This window comes from Metamycoplasma alkalescens (genome assembly GCF_900476125.1).
Lineage (GTDB): Bacteria > Bacillota_I > Bacilli_A > Mycoplasmatales > Metamycoplasmataceae > Metamycoplasma > Metamycoplasma alkalescens.
In genome coordinates this window covers 415,868-435,220 of the sequence record NZ_LS991949.1, presented here as the reverse complement: position 1 = coordinate 435,220, position 19,353 = coordinate 415,868, and the positions used below count along the sequence as shown (strand labels likewise).

Here is a 19,353-nt window from a genome sequence, read left to right as displayed (position 1 = left end):
TAGGAGTAAACTTATGTCATTAAAAGCAGGAATTGTTGGATTACCAAACGTTGGAAAAAGTACACTTTTTTCAGCTTTAACATTAAATGAAGCAGAATCAGCAAATTATGCATTTACAACAATTGAACCAAATGTTGCAATTGTTAATTTGGAAGATGAAAGACTATATCAACTTGCTAAAATTGTTAATACCAAAAAAATTACGCCTGCTACATTTCAGTTTGTTGATATTGCTGGATTAGTTGAAGGCGCTTCTAAAGGCGAAGGACTTGGTAATAAGTTTTTAGCTAATATTCGTGAAGTTGATGCAATTGTGCATGTCATTCGTTGTTTTGAAAATGATGATATTGTTCATGTTAAAAACAAAATTAATCCATTGGATGATATGAAAATTATTAATTTAGAATTGATTTTATCAGATTTACAAATGGTTGATAATGTCATATCAAGAATTTCCAAAAAAGCAATTAATTCAAATGATAAAGAATTAAAAAAAGAATATGAAATTCTTTTAAAAATCAAGTCATATTTGGAAGATGAAAAAATGTTAAAAAACATTGCTTTTGATGATGATGAATGATTTATTGTTAAAAATTATCAATTTCTTACAAGCAAACCAACAATCTATGTTGCTAATTTGGATGAACAATCTTATAAAAATCTTGATCAAGCAAAACATTATTTAGCTTTAAAAGCATATCTTGAAAAATTTGATGAAATTGTTATTCCAGTTTGTATTAAATTAGAATATGAAATCTCACAATTTTCTTTTGAAGAAAAGAAAATGTTTTTGAATGAATATAATATTCTTCACTCTGGATTAGATGAAATTATTAAAAAAAGTTTTTATTTATTAAATCAAGCAGTTTATTTTACTGCTGGTGAAACTGAAACAAGGGCATGAGTTTTTAAAAAAGGAATGAATGCAGCACAATGTGCTGGAATCATTCATACTGATTTTGAAAAAAAATTTGTAAAAGCTGAAATTATCAAATATGAAGATTATATTTTTTATCAAGGTGAAAAACAAACTAAAGAAGCTGGAAAAATGTTTTTGGAAGGTAAAAACTATTTGCTGCAAGATGGGGATGTTTGCTATTTCAAAATTGCAAAATAATTTAAAAATAACTGGTTAAAAGCCAGTTATTCCTAAATGAAAAGTTCAAGTGCAACACTGTTGCATTTGCTTTTTTTATTATAAATTAAATGTTTCTATAACTTATTTTTTTGTTTAAAATGAAAAAATATTTGGTAATGTCAAGAATTAAGTGTAGTTATATAAACCAAACTTATTACATTATAAATTATAACATAAAAATAAAGAATGATTTAAAAAATATTTAATTTCTTTTAAGGTAAAAACAAGGATAAAAAATCCTTGTAAAAAAGTTATTTATTTTTTAAAATATATAGTTTTCAATATACAAACCAGATGTTTCTTTTGTAATTAATAACAAAATTGAATTGATACTATAAATACTTCAATATCTCTTAATCTTTTTCTTCACAAGATGACTGACAAAGGATTCTGCTACATTGCCAAAGTACAAATTATCATTAATAGGAACATCTATTAAACCATTTAAATTATTCTTTATATATTTATAAAAGTTAAAAAGATGAGTTCATCTTGATAAATTAAAATACTCTTTTAAATTATCTAGTGAAGATTTTAATAATTTAATTAAATCTTGATATTTTTGATATCTTAACAATTTATTAATAATTCTATCAAGTGCAATTCCTGTTTCATTAAAATACTTTTTTAACATAAGTTTCAATTCTTTTGAGTTGTTAAAAATAACTTTAAGTTTTTGAAATATATGGAATCTACAAAGGATATATTTTGCTTTTAATTTGTTTGCAAGAGTTTTAATTCAAGATGCACCATCTCCGGTTACAACTAATTTAATGTTTTCACCATAACAATAAGAAATTATCTTTTTGATTTTTTCAGATAAAACTGAAACTGGATAAGTTATTTTGTTGGATGTATCATCAAGAATTAAAAAGTGATTTTTGTTAATTAATTTTTTATATTGATTTAACATAAAAAAATTGATGATTTTGAATTTGATTTTGTGAACAACATTCTTTTTAATATAAAACTTATGATAGGTATCATCAACTGAGATATAAACAACATTGGTTGAATTACTATTTAACTTTTTTTTAAAAGAAATTAAATTATTTTTTTCTATTTTGAAATGTCTAATGATGCTTCAAACAGAACCTAAGGAAATGTTATGTTTTTTAGCATTTTGACGATAACTATATCCATTTAAAAAATCTTGAATAACTGATTGATAAACTGAAGAATCAATATTTTTATATTTATTTTTTAGAAGTGGATGTTTGTCAAAGATATAAGTTTTAGTAGGTTTGTTTTTTTCTTTTTTAATGTATTTTGTTACATAAACAATTAAAACTCCATTTTTTAAAATGATTTTCTTTTTTATCTTTGAGTGAACTCAAAGTTTTTTATTAAATCTTTTTTTTGAATGTCTAAAATCTAAATCCGCTTGTTCAATGTCTTTTTTTAATAATTCTAAAATGTTTAAATCATAATTTTTTTGTTCATCAAGCATTTTTTTATCCTTATATTATTTATTTCATTTTGAAAAAGTATATCTTGATTTTATAAAAAGAAGATTTATTTTACTCATTATTATCTTCGTCATTGTCAAAATCTTCTTCACTTAATTCTAATTTAATTCTATTTCTATGTTTTTTAATAAAAACAATTGCTACAGAAAGAATTACTGCTAAAAAGATTAATCCAGTTAGTGTTCCACCAATGATTTTTGGGATGAAGTTTGGGTCTGAAGGTGATGGTGGAGTTTCTATTGGTGAAGATGAATTATTATCTTGAGATGTTTCTTTATCATTTTGAGATTGATTTGGGTTTGAATTGTCTTCAACTGGAAGATTTGGTTCTGGTTTTTCATTTACTTGGTCAGTGTAAAAAATTGGGATTTCTAATTGGTTTTGTAAAACTAAACCTTTTCCAATGAATTTGAGTGTTCCAATTTCTTTTTGTTTAGTTGGTCTTTTTATTTCATATGTAAAATCATACTGTGGTTCAGGTTGGAACCAAGATGTTCTTGCTAGTGCAATAAACTCTTCTGTTATTTCTCAAACTGGAGTGTGATTTGTTACTCTTTTTGTTCAAATTAATTTTGAAATATCAATTGTTTGAGGTTGATTATAGTCAAGTTTTAAATGTTTATTTTCACCGGATTCAAAAATGGTTGACCTTGGGAAAAATATTGCATGACCAGTTCAAGAAGTTGGGTCTTTATATAAAATTAAGGCATAGTCATTTCCTTCTGTTGGAATAAATCCAAGTGCTTTGTTGAAGGATTCAATGATATCTTCTTTTCTGGTGAACAAAGTAATTTTATCTTTAATATCTAATTCAAGTTTTGATAAATCAATTTGATTTTTTTGAGGAATAACAATTTCTTTTTTGCCAGTGATTTTATTGTTAGTTGTTGTGATTGTAATTAAACCAGGTGAAGTAGAAGTTGATTCTTTGATATTTATTTCATAATCAAGTCATTCATCAACTTTGTATCCAAGTGCTTCAATTAATTTTTCTTTGATGATTGGTTTAGTTATTGGTTTTGTAAAATCAAGATTGAAAATTAAATCTGAAATATCATCTTTTGAGATTTTTTGGATTTGATGTTGAAGTTGACCTGTTATTTTTAAACCTTGTGATGATATCAAAACAAAACCTTCATTGGTTTTTGTTGATTTTTGTTTAAAGAACTTGAAATCAACATTTTCAATAACTTCAAAACCTAATTTTTTTATTAATGTAGCAATGATATCTTCTTTTTTTGTTGAATTAGATATTGGAATACCTAATTTTATTTTGGAAATATCTTTATTAATCATAGAAATTGGGATTAACAATTCACCAACTAGTTTATTTTTAGAATCATCAGCAATGAACTTGATTTCTCCTAAAATACCATAGTTAGCATATTTAATTTCTAATTGAAAATCAATATTTTCTTGAACATTTAATTCTTTTGGGATTTCATTCTTAAATGCTTCAATTAATTTTTCTTTAGGAGTTTGATTTGTAATTGGAAGGTTTAGTTTTAAATCTGAAATATCAAATAGTTTATTTATTCTTTCAATTTCATTTTGAAGATTTGTATTTAAGTCTTCTAAAAACTTTAAGTAATTCTGCATGTCAATATGTGATGCAATTGAGAAGTCTTCAGTGTTTGACTTAGATAAAGAATTAATAAACTCTTTTTTTTGTGAATAAACATTAAATTGTTTTTGTCATTCAATTCAATTTTTTGCTTTAAATGAAGAAATCGTTTTTTTGAACTTCTTTTCTTTTAATTTGTCAATTTCATTGATAAAATTGTCATATTGTTGTTTGAATCTTTCAATTAATTTTTTCTTTAGTTGAATTAAATATTCAGCATATTTTTCTTTGAATTGATTTTCAATTTGTTGTAATTCTTTTAGTTTTTTTTCAAAGTCTCTTAATTGTTTTTTGTTGTCAAACTTAGACATTTTTTTGGTTTGATAATTATCTCAAATTGATTTGAAGTCTTGGAACTCATTTTTCATTGTTTCAGAAGTTATGTTGTTATCAGTAAACAAGTTTTCAATTTGTTGTTGTTTTTCTTTGATTTTTTTGAATATATCTAGTTTTTCTGAAGTTGCTGTTAATTTTAAAGTTTTTATTATAGTTTGCTTTTCAAATAATGGAGTTTTATTTAAAATTAATTCAAATGTGATTGTTGTTTGTGAACCATCTAGATTTGTTTCAACTTTTTGGATATTTTTATCAATGACAAGATCATAAGGCGAAGAAACTAATAATTTAATGTTGTTTTTAGTTATTGTACTTAAATCAATATCTTTTAGTTCAATGGTGATGTTATTATCAATAAACTTAAATCTTTTAGTTCGTTCAAAATCAATTTGTAAAGCAATGTATGGGTAAAGTGAAGAAGATGGGTCATCAGAAAAAAGTTTTTTGAAATTAATGTTTTTGTTTCAAATATCAAAATTAATTGCTTTTAATAAAAAATCATTTCATTTTGATAAAAAGTTATCATTGTTTAAATCAGAATATTGATTTTGGTTAGAACTTCTTAAAGATAAAGTTTTTAGTTCATTTAATTGATTTAGTAAAGAATTGAAAGTAGTTGTTGATTTTAATAATTTGTTTGGATATGAAGATTTAAATAATAAAAACAAATAATGTTTTCAATCTTTGATTGATTGTTGGATTTGTTTGATTTTGGATAAAGGTTTTTTATTGGATGTTGTAGAGTATTGGTCATGGTCTTTTTTTAATTGATGATAGATTTTTTTTAAATCTGCTAAGATTTTTGAACCTTGGTTTGAAAAATTAGTTTTAGAGTGAGATAAATAACTGTGATAAGAAGATTTGAGTTGAGAGAATTGTTTTTGAAGGTCATTGAGTTTTGTTTGGTTTTTTTGGTTATTTGATAAATTGGTTGAAGGAAGTTTTTTTGTTTTTGTGAATAAATCTTCAGTTAATTGTATTATGTGGTTTATGGATGATTTGATTGTTGAAGAAACTTTTTTATCAAAAAGGTCAAGTTTATTGATATCATCAAAAAATCTAGGGATGTAATCAATTAAAGTTGATTCTAATAAGTCATAATCAAACATATGAAGATGACTAAAGTAATAATAAGCAAAGTATTTAAACTGAGATGCTATAAAGAAATGAGAAATTGCTTTTAATGAAGGTTTAATGTTGTTTTTAGATTGATAATACTCAGTTCTATTAATTTGGGATAAAAATGGGATTATTTTGGATGAAATAGTGTTTTTATTGGAGGATTTGAATTCAATTAATTGAGAAATGATTGGTTTTCAAATTGGGAAAGTTTGAGATGAATATGAAACATTATCAACTCAAACTGATGAAGGTGTGTCATAAGCAGCAGCTGAAAGTGCTTTTAAAAAAGGTTTTTGGTCTTTTTTAGGAATATATGTTGAAACAAGTTTTAACCAAAATGAATAATATTTATTTATATTAAAATGATAATTGATATCATCTCAAGATTTGGCATTATTATCTCAATAACTTGGATTGTTTTTATTAATTTTAGTTACTTTTGTTTTTAAATAGTTTATTGTTTTTTCTAAAGTTAAAAGTGTGATATATTGGTCAAGTTCTTGATTGTTTGTTCTTTTAAAATGTGGAATTACTTCTGAAACTTCTTCAATGTCAAGTTTAAAGTTTTTTATGTCAGACAATAATAAAGTTTTGAAAACAGATGGTCTTTTTTTGATTAAAGTTGCTAAATTGATTAATGTTAGTGCAGAAGACCTAAGTTTTGAATCTTTGATTTTGTGAAAAGGTAAATCACCTGTTCTAAGTAGATTTGAGTAATCTATTTTAAAATCTGATGAGATAGTTTGAAAGATTCTTAAGACTTCATCTGGGACTTTTGACAATCTTTCAATGATTGATTGAAGGTGTTTAGTAACATTTTTTTCTGTTATTAAAAGTTCATCAGTTCTTGGTTTTTTATTAATAATTCTTTTGATTTGTTCTTCTAATTCATTAAAAAATCTTTCATCAAATCAATTTGATCCATTGACAAAAGGATTTATTAATGCTCTATGACTAGTAAAGTAGTTATATTTTGGTGGTGAAGAAACTAAAGATGTTAGTTTTAGGTTAAAAGATTTAGAATGAAGAACTGATGATTGAGATGATGTACTTGTTAAAACTGAAGGACTATATGTTAATAATTCATTTTTAAAACTATTAATAGATGGATTGATTTCTTTGGAAATTGATTGATTAGAAACAAGATTTTGTTTATTATCTTGTTTGGTTTGGGATTGAGGATTTTTTTGAGATGAATCTTGATGAGATGTTTCATTGATTTTTTTTGAATGTTTGGATGATTGGATTGAACGGATTCCTAATCCAACTGCTGAAATACCTAAAATTGTTCCAAAAGCAATTAAAAACTTTTTGAACTTAGATTTCTTTTTGGGTATTTGATTATTTAAATTATCTTGATTTGAATTATTATTTGAATTGTTTATCATTTTAACTCCTTTTTTTGTGAATATTATTTGCAAGTTTTTGAAAAAATAACAAAATATACATATTTTTGACTAAATATGTATTTAAACAGATTTCTTTTTCTTTTGGTTATTTTAATTATAACAAAATGTTATAATTAATTTGTAAAATATTTTTTCTTTTTGTGTAAGGATAATTTTATGGGAATGTTAATTAGAATGTCTGATGTTGAATATTTATTTGAAAATAAGTTTAATGTGTTAAATGATAAAGAAATCTGAGAGATTTTTCATTTTTTTGTGTTAAAAGAAAATACTGAAATTGAGAAAGATGAGTTTGTTCTTTGGATGAAAAAAATAAATGAAAATTATTTAAAACTTGAAAGTAAGTTTAAAAAGAAGGTTTTTGAAACTTTGTTTAATCAGAAATTAAATATTTATAAAATTGAAGCATTAAGTAACTTTGTACATTTTTTAACAATTAAAAATCCAAGTATTACTTTTATGAAATCTGAAGAAGTGATGAATTGAGGATATTTTGTTAAAGATTATTTAAAAATAAATAATATTTTTAGTTATAAATCATTAGTTTTGTTAATACATCAAGATTTGAGAAAAGAAGGTATTCATTCTAATTGAATATATTTAATAAACCCAGTCATTGAAGCAAGTGTAAATGATTATTTTTGAATCAATCAAACTAAAACAAATTGAACTAAATTAAATTATTTTGAGATTGAAGAGTTATATAAAGAGTGATTGATTCAATTTGATTTGGAAAAAATAATATTTTAAAAATACTAGGAGTTTTTTTCCTAGTACTTTTTTAAAATAAAAGATTAATTGAAATCTTTTGAAGGTTTTGTTCTTTCATAAATAAATCTATTATATTCTGGAACAAAAAGTAGTTGGATTTTTCTAGTAGCACCATGTCGGTTTTTGGCAACAATCACATTTGTTAAAGATGGTTGATTTTGGTCTTGAGATGAAGTGTTTGATGAATTGTCTTTTTTATTTTTATAATAATCATCACGATGTAAAAAAACAACTCTATCAGCATCTTGTTCAATAGCACCTGATTCTCTTAAATCTGAAATTAAAGGTGTTTTGTCTTCACGTTTTTCAACATTCCGATTTAATTGACTTAAAGCAATAATTGGACATTCTAATTCACGACCTAATTGCTTTAAAGACCTAGATACTTTTGCTATTTCTAATTGTCTATTTGCTAAAGATGATTTGGAAGTATCACCAATTAATTGCAAATAATCAATAATTACTAAATCAACTTTTGCATTTCTTGCAAAGCGTTTTGACAAGGTTGATATGTCTGAAATTGTTAGTGTTGCTTTGTCATTAATAAAGATATTTCAAGTTGACATATCTTCAACTGTGTGAATTAAACTTTTTTGGTCAGAAATATCAAGATTTTTGATTTTCAATTTAGAAATTGGAACTGATGAATCAATTGCTAACATTCTTTGGACTAATTGTGAATTAGACATTTCTAGACTAAAGAATAATACTGTTTTACCTTGTTTAGCAACATTGTTAGCAATATTTAAAGCAAATGCTGTTTTTCCCATTGCAGGTCGTGCTGCTAAAATCATTAAATCACCTTTGTTAAGTCCTAAAAGTGTTTCATCAAGTTGAGGGAAACCCAATTTTAATCCAACCCCAATGTCATCTTGTTGTTTTTTAAGGATTTGTTGGAAGATTTTGTCTGCTGATTCACCAATTTTTTCATATGATGAATTGATTTCAGATATATCAATATTAATTAAAGATAATTGAAGATGAGATAATAAATCAGAGATATTGAAAACTTTTGTTTTGATAGTATTATAAGTATCTAAAAGTAATTTTTCTAAAGTAGAAGTTTTGAATTGGTCAATGATGTTTTTAACATAAGTTTCAATTTCACTAATGAAACCTGCATTATCTGAAATAAAACCAAGGTATTCTGGGGCAGACATTCCAAAAGAAGCAACTTTTTCTAAATCTTTTTGTTCTTCTAAATAAACAATTAAGTTTGAAATATCAAATTGTTTAGATTGGATGTTTACTTCAGTAATAGCATTGTAAAGAATCTTGTTGCTTTCAAAATAGAACATTTCTGGTGATAGAAGTGAAGCAATTTTTAAATAAGCATCTTGATTAATTAAAAGTAGTCCTAAAAGTGCTGATTCATTATTTGCAATAGCAATTTCTTTTGGAGACAAATTAATATTCATTTCTATTTTGACTCCTTAGATTTAGGTTTTTGTTTTTTGATTTTCTTATTTTTGGTTTTTTTAGTAGTTTTTTCTTTTTCAAATGTTTCAAGTGCTTCTTTTTGTTTTTTTGTTTCTAATTGTTTTAGTTGAATATCATCATTTGAAATGTCATTTCTTGTTTCAATTTTATTTGTACTTGAATAATTTGATAAAGAAGGTTCTGTTGCTAATGTACTACTAATATTGGTTTGATTTTCATCATTGTTGGAATATTCTATATCATCTTCTATATCTTCAAGAATATCATTGTTGTTGTCATTTAAATCATCAGTTTTATCTTGTAGTAAATCTTTTTTATCATTGTTAAGATTACTTTCAATTGGTTTGGAGTCAATGTTGTTATTTAATTCAATATCTTCTTCAACATTAGCATCAAGATTTAATTGTTCTTTTAAATCTAGAACTTGTTTTTTAAAGTCATCTTGGTTGTTTGTTTTAAGAATATCAATAATATTTATTTTTGATTGATTTGAAGCATTATCATCTTCATCTTTATCTTTTAGATTCTTGTTTGGTTTTTTCTTTTTGTTTTTGATTAAATAAAGAATTAAGAAGACAAGACCAACAATTGATATTAAAGATAATGGAATTAATCAAAATAAATGTTGTTTAATATCAAACTTATTTTTTTGTTTCAAAGGATTGTTGGGATTGTTGTTTTTATCATTTGATTTGTTATCATTCACACTGTCACCATTTGGATTATCTGGGTCAACTACTTTTTCAGGATTGTTTTCATCAGATAATGAATACTTTTTGTATAAGAAATCTTTTAGATTTTTTGGAATAACAAAATTGTTTACTTTGTTGTTTGAATCTAAAATATATTGAGTTCAAGATAAATCAAATATTTCTTCTTTGTTAAACAATAGGTTCAAATCAACAGAGGTTTTACCAAATGCAAAAGGTGTATGACCTGATTTTAATTGATATGGAATGATATGAAGATTTTTTTTGATATCAGATGAGATATTTAGTTTTGTTATTGATTCAAACTTTTTAAAATTGATTTTGGGTAGTAAAAAACTAAAAAGTTTATTGATATCTAATTTATATTCTTTTTCTTTTGAAATAAACTCTTCAATATTAAATCAATTTTCATCATATGAACTATCTATTAGTTTTGTAAAAGTTGAGATTTCTTTTTTAACTAAATTATTAATTAATTGACCATAGAAATCTGAATATATTTTTGATATTTCAACTAGAAAATAGTTATTATCAATTGTTTTTGATTGAAGTTGTTGTTTTAGTTCAATAATTTTTGGTTGAAGTTTTTCTTTGATTAAATGTTCATTTGAAAAAACTATATTTTTTAATAAAATTGGATTAATTTTTAGAAAATCACTAGATGAATAAGATTCTTTGAAAGGTATTCTTAATGGAATTGCTAATTGATTAAATGTTTCTTTATATGTTTGATTTAATTGTTGCTTTCAATTTGGATATTTTTTTTCTAATGATTGGTCTAATTCAGTTTCTAATTGTGAAAAATCAATTAATTTGGATAAAGGTGAATTGTTTTGAATACTTAAAGTCAATTTGTCTGTGTTTAAATAGTATTGTTTTAGATATTCAGGTAACAATATTTCTAAATTAACTTTTCTTTGAGGATAAAAAAGATTTTCAAGTTCTTTATGAAATACTTTTTCTTCATTTTCATCATATTCAAAATTATTTGTTTTTCAAGTAAAATCTTTGTTTTTTGGAATGATTTTAAACTTAAATAATGATGAATTAGAATCTTTTTTAATGAAATCTTCTAAAGTATATTCAGATTTGAGTTTGTCTTTATTTGATTCAATTTGAGATGCTAAAGACCTAAATATTTCTTGTTTGAAGTCTTTCATTAGTGTTTCATAACGATGATTTAATTCAAATTCAGTGTATGTGTTTGAGAATAATGTGTTGATGTTAGTTTGAATTGGTTCAAACTGAATTGTAGATACATCAAATGGTTTAATATTTGTGAATCTAAAAATAAGTTTATTTTTATCTAAGATTTCTTTGATTGAAGATAACAATGGTGATGGTTCAGTGTTTTCATCTTGAATTGATGATAATTCAATTTCAATAAAGTCTTTTCTTTTTTGCTCAATTGAAGTTTGATTGTTTGATTGAAGTTTTTTTAGATTTTCTTGAGTTAAATTAGTAATTGAATCACTTGTTTTTTGAAAAGTAGTTAATGATGAATTGTTTTCTTTTAATCAAGATTCAATTTTTGATTTTATTAATTCTTTTAATTTATTTTCATCAGCAGGTTTGGATGAATCTTCTTTTAATTCTTCATATAAATTGATTTCAATGATATTTTTTGATTGTTCAATATAGTTTGGTTTTGTATTTTGAAAAATATCACCTAAATATGATAAATTATCAAAAGAGTATGAACCAAATGAATAATCATTTGATGAAATTGTAAACTTTAATGTTTTACCTTCTGATTCTAAATATGTATCAAAATCATAATCAATTTTTGATTTTTTAAGTTGTTCTTTTTCTTCATCAGTTAATGAACTTAATCCATTTGATAAGAAACTATTTTTTTCTTCTAAAAATAAATTAAAATCTTTTTTTCTTAAAAGTTTGATAAATTGAGTTTTTGAAAATTGGTTAATAAATGACTTAATCTTTTGTTCATTAAAAATTAATTTTTTATTAAAGATATCATCTGTGATTTCTTTTTGTTCTTCTAAATCAAAGATGAATTCAGATTTTGAAAGAATATATGATGATGAATTATTTGATGAAGGATTTTCTAATTGAAACTCAATTAACAATTCTTTTTTGTTATTAGACATTTCATATTTTCTAATCTTAAGAATCTTTTTTAGTTCTTCTAGTTCATTGTTTTTTATTTTTTTATCATTTAAAAATAAACTTATTATTTGAGATTCAAAAAGTTTATTAATATCTTGAACATTATTGGATGGAGTTGTAAATTGAGATTTAAGGTCTTTTATTTTAGATGAATCAAACTTAATTAAAATTGGTTTTGTTGGTTTTTGGTCAATTGTTTTATTTGCTAAATATGTCAAATATTCTTGGTAATTAGCATAAAGTTGGAAATAACTTTGAGATTGAATGTTTTTTTCATCAAGTTTTTTTGATTGTTTTAAATATTGGAAAAATGAGGATTTAGGATGGATTTGGAGATTTTTTGATGAATTAGGTAATTGGTTTGTTAAAGGGATTAGAAATGAATTAATTGTGTTTGATAATGTTTCAGAAGAGGTTTCATTAATTGAGTTGTTTTCTAATTGATTAGTTTCTTGAAGTGTTTTTAAATAGAAAGGTAAATAAGACTTGAAGTTTGGATTTGGAAGAGTTGATTCTAGAGTTTCTAATTGAGATTCTAAATTATTTTTTGCTTTTTCAAGTTGTTTTTTTGTTAAAAAACTTTGTTGTTTTTTGATTTTTTCTGTTAATTCTTTGATTTTTTGTTCATAATCTTTTTTGGTTTTGGTGAAATCAGTTAATTTAAAAAACTCTAAAAACTTTTTAATTTCAGATTCATTATTTAATGATGGAAAAGATTGAAGTAGATGAAATTGTGAAAGATTTGTTTTTTTGTTTTTAAAAACAACTAATAAAAGTTCTTTGGTTGATGAAAATCTTGAATTAGAATCTTTAATATGGTTTTGTAATTCTTGATATGAATATTTTTTTGGAGATGGTCAATTGTATTTGTTATCAGTTTTTATTATTTTTGTTAAATCATAGGTATAAACTTCATTTTCATTGTCTTGAAAATTACCACGTAAAATAGCAAATTGGTCAGTTATTAAAGTATTGACAAAGAAACCATAATCAGTTTGATTGTTTGATAAATTGGTTTCTAATGGAAAAAGATGTTGTGATGATGAATCATATGTTGGAAATGGAGTTGTAAATTGAGATGAATCAAATCAAAGAACTTGATTGTTAAAATATGCACCAGTGTGTTTTGGAGATGGTAAAAGACTTAAATTAAACAAATTATTTTTAATCTTAAAAGTTTGTTCAAAAACTACTTGTTTTGATGCTGATAGACTATTGCCACGTTCTTGTTCTTTTGAAGAATTGATTGTTAAATTAGGGATTTTTGTTCTAATTGTGTATGTTTTTAGAAGTGGAGATGTTAGTTTTAATTGTAAGTCAGTAATTTTAGTTTGAGTTTGTTGTAACTTAAGTAAGATTCATTTTGCTTTTAAAGATTGAGATTTATTCTCTAAAACTAAATCATTATATTTTTTTCGATACTGTTGTTGTTTTTTAGTTTGTTCTTTGATTTCTTTTTCAATTTCATCTCTTAATTCTTTTGGAAGTTCTGCTTTTAGAACTTGTGAATATGTATTAGAATAATCAGTTTTGAAATAATCATTTTTTCAAGAATTGTCATTGGTAAAAGTAATTTTTTTGAAGTCGGATGGTGAAATAGATGAATTATTTTGATTTGATTTTGTTTTTAATTGATTATATTCTTTTTCAATTGGATCTTCTTGGTTATTAGGTGTTTCATTGGGTTTTTTATTTTTTTCTAATTCTTTTTTCAATTCTTCATTATCATTAGGTTCTTTTTTAATTTTTTCTTCTAATTCATTTAGTTGTTGTTGGTTGGTTTCTTTTTGTTGTTGTGAATAAGTATCTTCTTGGAATTGATTAATTTTTTCTGCTATAGATAAAGATGTAATAGTTTGAAATCCAGAACCTTGATCGTTTTGTTTGATTAAAAAAGTAATTGGATTTTCATATGTTTCTTGTTTTAGTTTAACAATAATTTGGTTATCTTCTTCAATATATGATTGATATTTTGGAATATATTTAGGATTGTCAATTAATTCATTATTACTATGGGGGTTTATTTGTTTAGAAATATTAAATGATGAAAATGGATGAACTTCTATAGTTTCTTTGAACTTTTCTAAGTGTTTTTCAATCTGAGATTTCATTTTTTGATTACTAGCTTCAGGAGATTGTTTATTAGCACTTAATAAAGTTAGTGGAATAATACTAGAAGTTAAAATTGGAATAAATAATATTTTTCATAAATTATTTTGCTTCATAAAATAAAAACCTTTCACTTAATTGTTTTTTTAGTAAGTGAAAGTGATATGAAGTTTTAGATTTAGAACTATTCTTTTTTTCTTTGGTGTTTTAATTGTAACATATTTTGAATTTTTTCTGCAAATTATTTTGGGATTTGTTGGCAATCCTGATATTTTTGTGATTAAATCTTAGTTTTTTATGTTTTAAATAACTTTTTTATTTTTTTCAACATATGAAACATAAAGAAAAAAAGTCTTTAGAGAGGATTTCAAATACAATTTATCAAAAATCAAAGTATTAATCTTTTATTTAATCTAGAAATACATTTCCTTTTTTCGGTAGAAAAAACACATATAAGAGATTATTCCTGCTGAGAAGCAGATTTTATTAATCTAAACCAATTTTCAAGAAAAAAAGTCTTATAAGATAAATAACAAGTTATATTTATAATCTTGTTCATATATTTTATATTTATAAATAATAAATAGATTAATAAATAAAACAAATAACATATATCATAGATATTTATCAAGTAATTTCAAGATAAAATAACTTTGTTCATTAATCTATTTATCTGTTCAAGAACAGACAACCAGATTAATCATTTATTTATAGAGAATTATTTATCAAATAAAAACTTACTGAGTCAAGAACTAAACATTTCAAAACAGTTATTTATCAAGTTTTATTTATCATACAGTAAGTTTATATTTGATGGAATCATATCCATCAAATTAAACTTTCAAGAAAGTAATTAATCAAGAAAAGAAAAAAAAAGAAAAGAAGTTTAATAAGAAAGAAGTTTCCTTAATAAAATCTTCCTTTTCTTTTTTGATTTTTAATCCCGATAGTTTTTGCTGTACAATTTCTTCCATAAGTCTATGGTTTTTTTACTTTGTTTTAGTCTCCGAAAAATATTTTGATTTTTTTAACAAATTATTTTTTTTATGTTACAATTAGTATGTACCAAACCAAAAAGAAAGTTTAAGTTAAGATTAGATTCTTTCCAAATCTAATAATTTTAATTTTAATTTCAGTCTAAAAAAACATATATTTAAACAAGAAAATTACTAGAAAATAAAAAGAAGAGTAGAAAATATTCTTCTGTTTTGCTGTTATTTAATTCAAAAAGTTTAAATATATTTCTCAAAATAATCAAAAGACTATTATCTACTTTTTTCATTCATTCAAAAAACTTAATTTCAATCGAAAGGAGACAATATTGAAAACAGCAGTTCTTTCAAAAAAAGGAATTGCCTTAAAACATTTTATAAACATTAGTTTCTTAATTATCTTTGCTTTAGCACCATTTGGTTGAACCTTCATTGTATTTTTAAGAAACAAACAAACTAATTCAAACCAAACATTTTTGGAATATTTACATTCAAATTGAAAATCTTTAGTTTTATCTCTTTTTATTTTCCAATTTGCTTTTAGTTTTTCTTGATTTATAGCATTTTCAGTTCTAAAAAATCAATTTTTCCAAGATTCAGTCTCTTCAAAACCATATCCAAGACATTTCAAATTGTTCAACTTTTTAGTTCAAGAAGAAAAAACAATTAATGTAACCTCTGAACAAAAGAAACAACAACAAACCACACCAACTCCATCTACCAAAAAAGACATAGTTTCACCTGAATCACCAAAACCAATTGATAAAGAAATAACTAATCTTCACCCGACCAACCAACAAGAAAATGTTTTAATTGATAAAACCAACCAACCCAAAAATAATCAAGAGTTAAATAAAGATATCCAAAATACCCAATTTAAGACTAGTTTAAAAGATTCTAAATTAGAAATTAAATCAAGTGATATAGAAGTTGATAAATCTTTAGAAAAAGATAATTCAATCGAAACCCCATCAAAATCAACACCTGAATATTATAGTTATTCTATAACCTCAAATCCATCTACCAAAAAAGAATTATCTTTACCTTCTTCTGAAAGTTAACTAGAATTATGGAAATAATTACTTCAGGAACAATAAAAAATATCAACAAGAAATTAAACATCTTGACATTAAAAAATAACCAAATGATTTATTTTGATTCATCTAATTTAAAAATTAATGACAAAATAAAGTTATTTGTTTATTGATTGTCAACTAATAAAGCACTTGGATTTGAAACTTACAAAGAATTACAGTTATTTTGTTCTTTAAAACCATATAATTTGTGACCTTCTTTAAATGACTTACATCAAATTATTTCATTTGTTAATGATTCATCAACAATTATTAATTTTATTCAAAATAAACAAATCAAAAAACTTGCATCATTTCTAAAAATTACTCTTATTGATGCTTCAAGAATTATTAATGATTTAAATGAAGAATATACAACTTCAGATAATAACTTTTTCATACCTTAAAAAAATTCAACAAAAATCCAATTTCTCAATTGATTTTGTAATTAATTTTAATATTCACCTGTTTCTCCTAAGCATTGTCTTTGTGAGTCAAATACTTACTTCAAAAAATCAATTTTACAATAATTTAAGATATAAAACCATTGCTAAATTTGTTTTTATCCTTTCATTAATTTTCAAAATCAAGATTTAAATCATCTTTTAAGGTCAAATCAACCTCAAATACTGAAATATGAGTAACTCAAAACTACTTTCAATCCAACAGATTTTAAATTATGAAACAAAAGGTTCTAATTATTTGAACATCAATTCTTCCAAACAAGAAAAATCATTAAGAGATGTAGTTAATACATTGTTATCTAATCTTCAACAAAAATATCCAAATCTTTCTTTTGAACTAAAAAACAAAATCTATTTATCTGATATTGCATCCGAAATAAACAATTTTGAAAATGAAACATTTTTTTCTCCTATTTTCAAAACTACTTTTATTTCTCCAGATGGTGGATTTCTATTCTTAGTTGACAACATTACTAATAAAAAATATCCAATCTTAATTTCAGAAATGAAATATCAAGGTTCTAATTCATCTTTTAAAGGTAATGCAATAGAAAGACTTGGTAAAAATGTCATTGCATTAAGGAATTATTTTATAAACCACGAAATATTACCTTTTGTAACATTTTGTTCAGGACCTGATTTTAATCCATCTAAATCAAAAATTATTGATAGACTATCAACAATAGCTTGTTTTGCTCCATTAAACAAAATTAATTTGTTTAAATATGGTTCAATCAACCCTGGAAGTTATTTTTGTCGAGAAGAAGAATGAGACTTTGATGAAATCTATTCAATTTGTGAAGAAATAGCAACTCGTTCAATCTTATATTTTGCTTCTAAAAATGGCATCAAAATCTAAAATACCTTTTTTAACACTTTCTTCACTAATTCCAAGTATAGTATTAGTTTCTTGTTCACCAATTGAAACTCCTCCACAACCATCTCCAAATAATTCATCTTTACCAACTTCATCACCTACAACACCAATTCCAAATAATCAACAGGAAATCCAACAAACTAAAATCTATAATTCAACTTATGAAAAAATTGACTCCAAACAATACTTATTTGATTTTCCAAAAGAATATCAACAAAAAACAGATACTCTTTTTGGAATGTCAAAAATAACCCAAGTTCTATTTTCTATTTTATTTTCTAAAACTCTAGAATTATCTCAACAAAAATTAAAGTTAGATGAGTTTATTAAAGAACTTGAAACTTATCAAAAGTATTTAGAAGAACACAAAACTTTCAATCAAGAACAAGATGATATTAATAAACTTTTTAAAATTGATTCTAAAAGCAACGAAAGTTATCTTGATTCAATTCTAAGTTCTTCAAAAGAAGATTCATCTGATAAGAGTAATGATAAACAACACTCAAATCAAGATTTAAATGGAAAACTTAAAAATGATGTTGAATTCAAGATTAAAACACCTGATTGATGAAAACTTAATGAAGATTATCCAAATTGATTAAAAAACAAATACTTAAAAGAATATCGATCTTTTTCATATTTGAGAGTAACAAATGGTGATTTAAAATCTAAAACAGAAATTGAAAAAGAAATGATTCTAAATCAAACAGCAGAACTTTTTTCTGCATCAACACTTCTATTTCAACCTTTTTCAATCCTAAAAAACTTAAAAAAACATTTATCTTTAGTAATTCTAATTTCAAAATTAAACAAAGTTATTTTAAAAAACCTCACCAATTTTGAAACTAAAGAAAAAGTTTTAGAAACACTTGAAAAAGAAAAAGACTTTGACCTTGATTCTTTAAAAGATTTATTGAAATATGTTTTAAGTGAAAAAACCAATTCTTTTTTACAAACTAATGAACCAAATAATGAAAAAAATACTATCAATGTGTTTTTCACTCCACCAAACATTGCAAATGACTTAAATCATTCTTTATTTTTCAATGATATTTTAGTTTTAACTGACTTAATAATAAACCCAATTTTAAGTATTAATAAAGAAAAAACTAAAGAATCAAATTGATTCAAAACAACTCTTAAAAAAGAATCTGAATATTTTAAAACATATTTATATAACCAACAAGATTATTTTTCAACAATTAAGTTTCATCAACCAAAGAACTTTGAAAATAATGATTTTGAAAAAACAATAAAAGACTATTTAAATCTACTTAAAAAATAATCAAATACCCAAAAAAACATTTTATTAACTAAAGGAGAACATATGTTATTATCAACATTAACACCAATTAAATTCAATCAACAAACTCAAGCAACATCAGATGCAGCAGCATCAATTAAGAGTATTGCAAATGGAATATTTCCACAAATCCAAACCATTGGATTATCAGTTTTAGGAATTATTGTATTTATTCTAGCAATTTCTTGTATCTTTGCTGCCATATCAGCACAATTTAAATTAAAATCAGGTGACAAAGAAGCAGCATCTCAAGCAAAAAAAAGAATGAAAAATATCTTAATTGCATTTATTTGTGGTCTAGTAATTTTAGCATTATTCGGTAGTGCTATAGGAATAATCAAATCCACAGTCTTAAAATAACAACTTAATTTAAAACTAATTTAAAC

11 protein-coding genes are annotated in these 19,353 nt (G+C 23.6%); 7 read left to right on the top strand and 4 right to left on the bottom strand.

Annotation, left to right across the window (positions count from 1 at the left end):
* The first annotated feature begins 13 nt into the window (after positions 1 to 13).
* Positions 14 to 1,117: a redox-regulated ATPase YchF gene (gene ychF, locus D2845_RS01900; protein ID WP_110858260.1), complete on the top strand. Its 1,104-nt coding sequence runs from the start codon at positions 14 to 16 to the stop codon at positions 1,115 to 1,117.
* Between the two features lie 283 nt (positions 1,118 to 1,400).
* On the opposite strand, the gene D2845_RS06430 is transcribed toward ychF, so the two are convergent.
* Both D2845_RS06430 and D2845_RS06425 read right to left on the bottom strand, forming a co-directional pair.
* Positions 1,401 to 2,588 carry an Mbov_0401 family ICE element transposase-like protein gene (locus tag D2845_RS06430; protein WP_110858377.1) on the bottom strand — a complete coding sequence of 396 codons (1,188 nt, stop codon included), beginning with the start codon at positions 2,586 to 2,588 and terminating at the stop codon, positions 1,401 to 1,403.
* Between the two features lie 70 nt (positions 2,589 to 2,658).
* The gene (locus D2845_RS06425) at positions 2,659 to 7,077 is read right to left on the bottom strand and encodes a hypothetical protein (protein ID WP_110858378.1); all 4,419 of its coding nucleotides are present in this window, start codon (positions 7,075 to 7,077) and stop codon (positions 2,659 to 2,661) included.
* A 177-nt stretch (positions 7,078 to 7,254) separates the two neighbouring features.
* On the opposite strand from D2845_RS06425, the gene D2845_RS06420 reads away from it, so the two are divergent.
* Positions 7,255 to 7,848, top strand: a complete 594-nt coding sequence (locus tag D2845_RS06420; protein WP_110858379.1) for an Mbov_0392 family ICE element protein — start codon at positions 7,255 to 7,257, stop codon at positions 7,846 to 7,848.
* A 44-nt stretch (positions 7,849 to 7,892) separates the two neighbouring features.
* Here D2845_RS06420 and dnaB read toward each other — a convergent pair whose 3' ends face one another.
* Both dnaB and D2845_RS06415 read right to left on the bottom strand, forming a co-directional pair.
* Entirely contained in the window at positions 7,893 to 9,287 is a 1,395-nt protein-coding gene (dnaB, locus tag D2845_RS01880) for a replicative DNA helicase (RefSeq protein WP_110858380.1), read from the bottom strand.
* Positions 9,288 to 9,289: 2 nt separating this feature from the next.
* Positions 9,290 to 14,374 carry a hypothetical protein gene (locus tag D2845_RS06415; protein WP_110858381.1) on the bottom strand — a complete coding sequence of 1,695 codons (5,085 nt, stop codon included), beginning with the start codon at positions 14,372 to 14,374 and terminating at the stop codon, positions 9,290 to 9,292.
* Positions 14,375 to 15,579: 1,205 nt separating this feature from the next.
* On the opposite strand from D2845_RS06415, the gene D2845_RS06410 reads away from it, so the two are divergent.
* The 5 genes from D2845_RS06410 (at position 15,580) to D2845_RS01850 (ending at position 19,327) form a co-directional block, all read left to right on the top strand.
* Positions 15,580 to 16,311 carry a hypothetical protein gene (locus D2845_RS06410; protein WP_110858382.1) on the top strand — a complete coding sequence of 244 codons (732 nt, stop codon included), beginning with the start codon at positions 15,580 to 15,582 and terminating at the stop codon, positions 16,309 to 16,311.
* An 8-nt stretch (positions 16,312 to 16,319) separates the two neighbouring features.
* Positions 16,320 to 16,730, top strand: a complete 411-nt coding sequence (locus tag D2845_RS06405; RefSeq protein ID WP_110858383.1) for a hypothetical protein — start codon at positions 16,320 to 16,322, stop codon at positions 16,728 to 16,730.
* A gap of 229 nt (positions 16,731 to 16,959) precedes the next feature.
* Positions 16,960 to 17,646, top strand: coding sequence for an EcoRI family type II restriction endonuclease (locus tag D2845_RS01860; RefSeq protein WP_110858384.1), 687 nt, complete (start codon positions 16,960 to 16,962; stop codon positions 17,644 to 17,646).
* The gene (locus D2845_RS06400) at positions 17,630 to 18,949 is read left to right on the top strand and encodes a hypothetical protein (RefSeq protein ID WP_110858385.1); all 1,320 of its coding nucleotides are present in this window, start codon (positions 17,630 to 17,632) and stop codon (positions 18,947 to 18,949) included. Before D2845_RS01860 ends, D2845_RS06400 begins: the two co-directional genes overlap by 17 nt.
* A 42-nt stretch (positions 18,950 to 18,991) precedes the next feature.
* A complete protein-coding gene (locus D2845_RS01850; protein ID WP_110858386.1) occupies positions 18,992 to 19,327 on the top strand; it encodes an Mbov_0395 family pilin-like conjugal transfer protein in 336 nt (111 codons plus the stop codon).
* Positions 19,328 to 19,353: the final 26 nt, after the last annotated feature.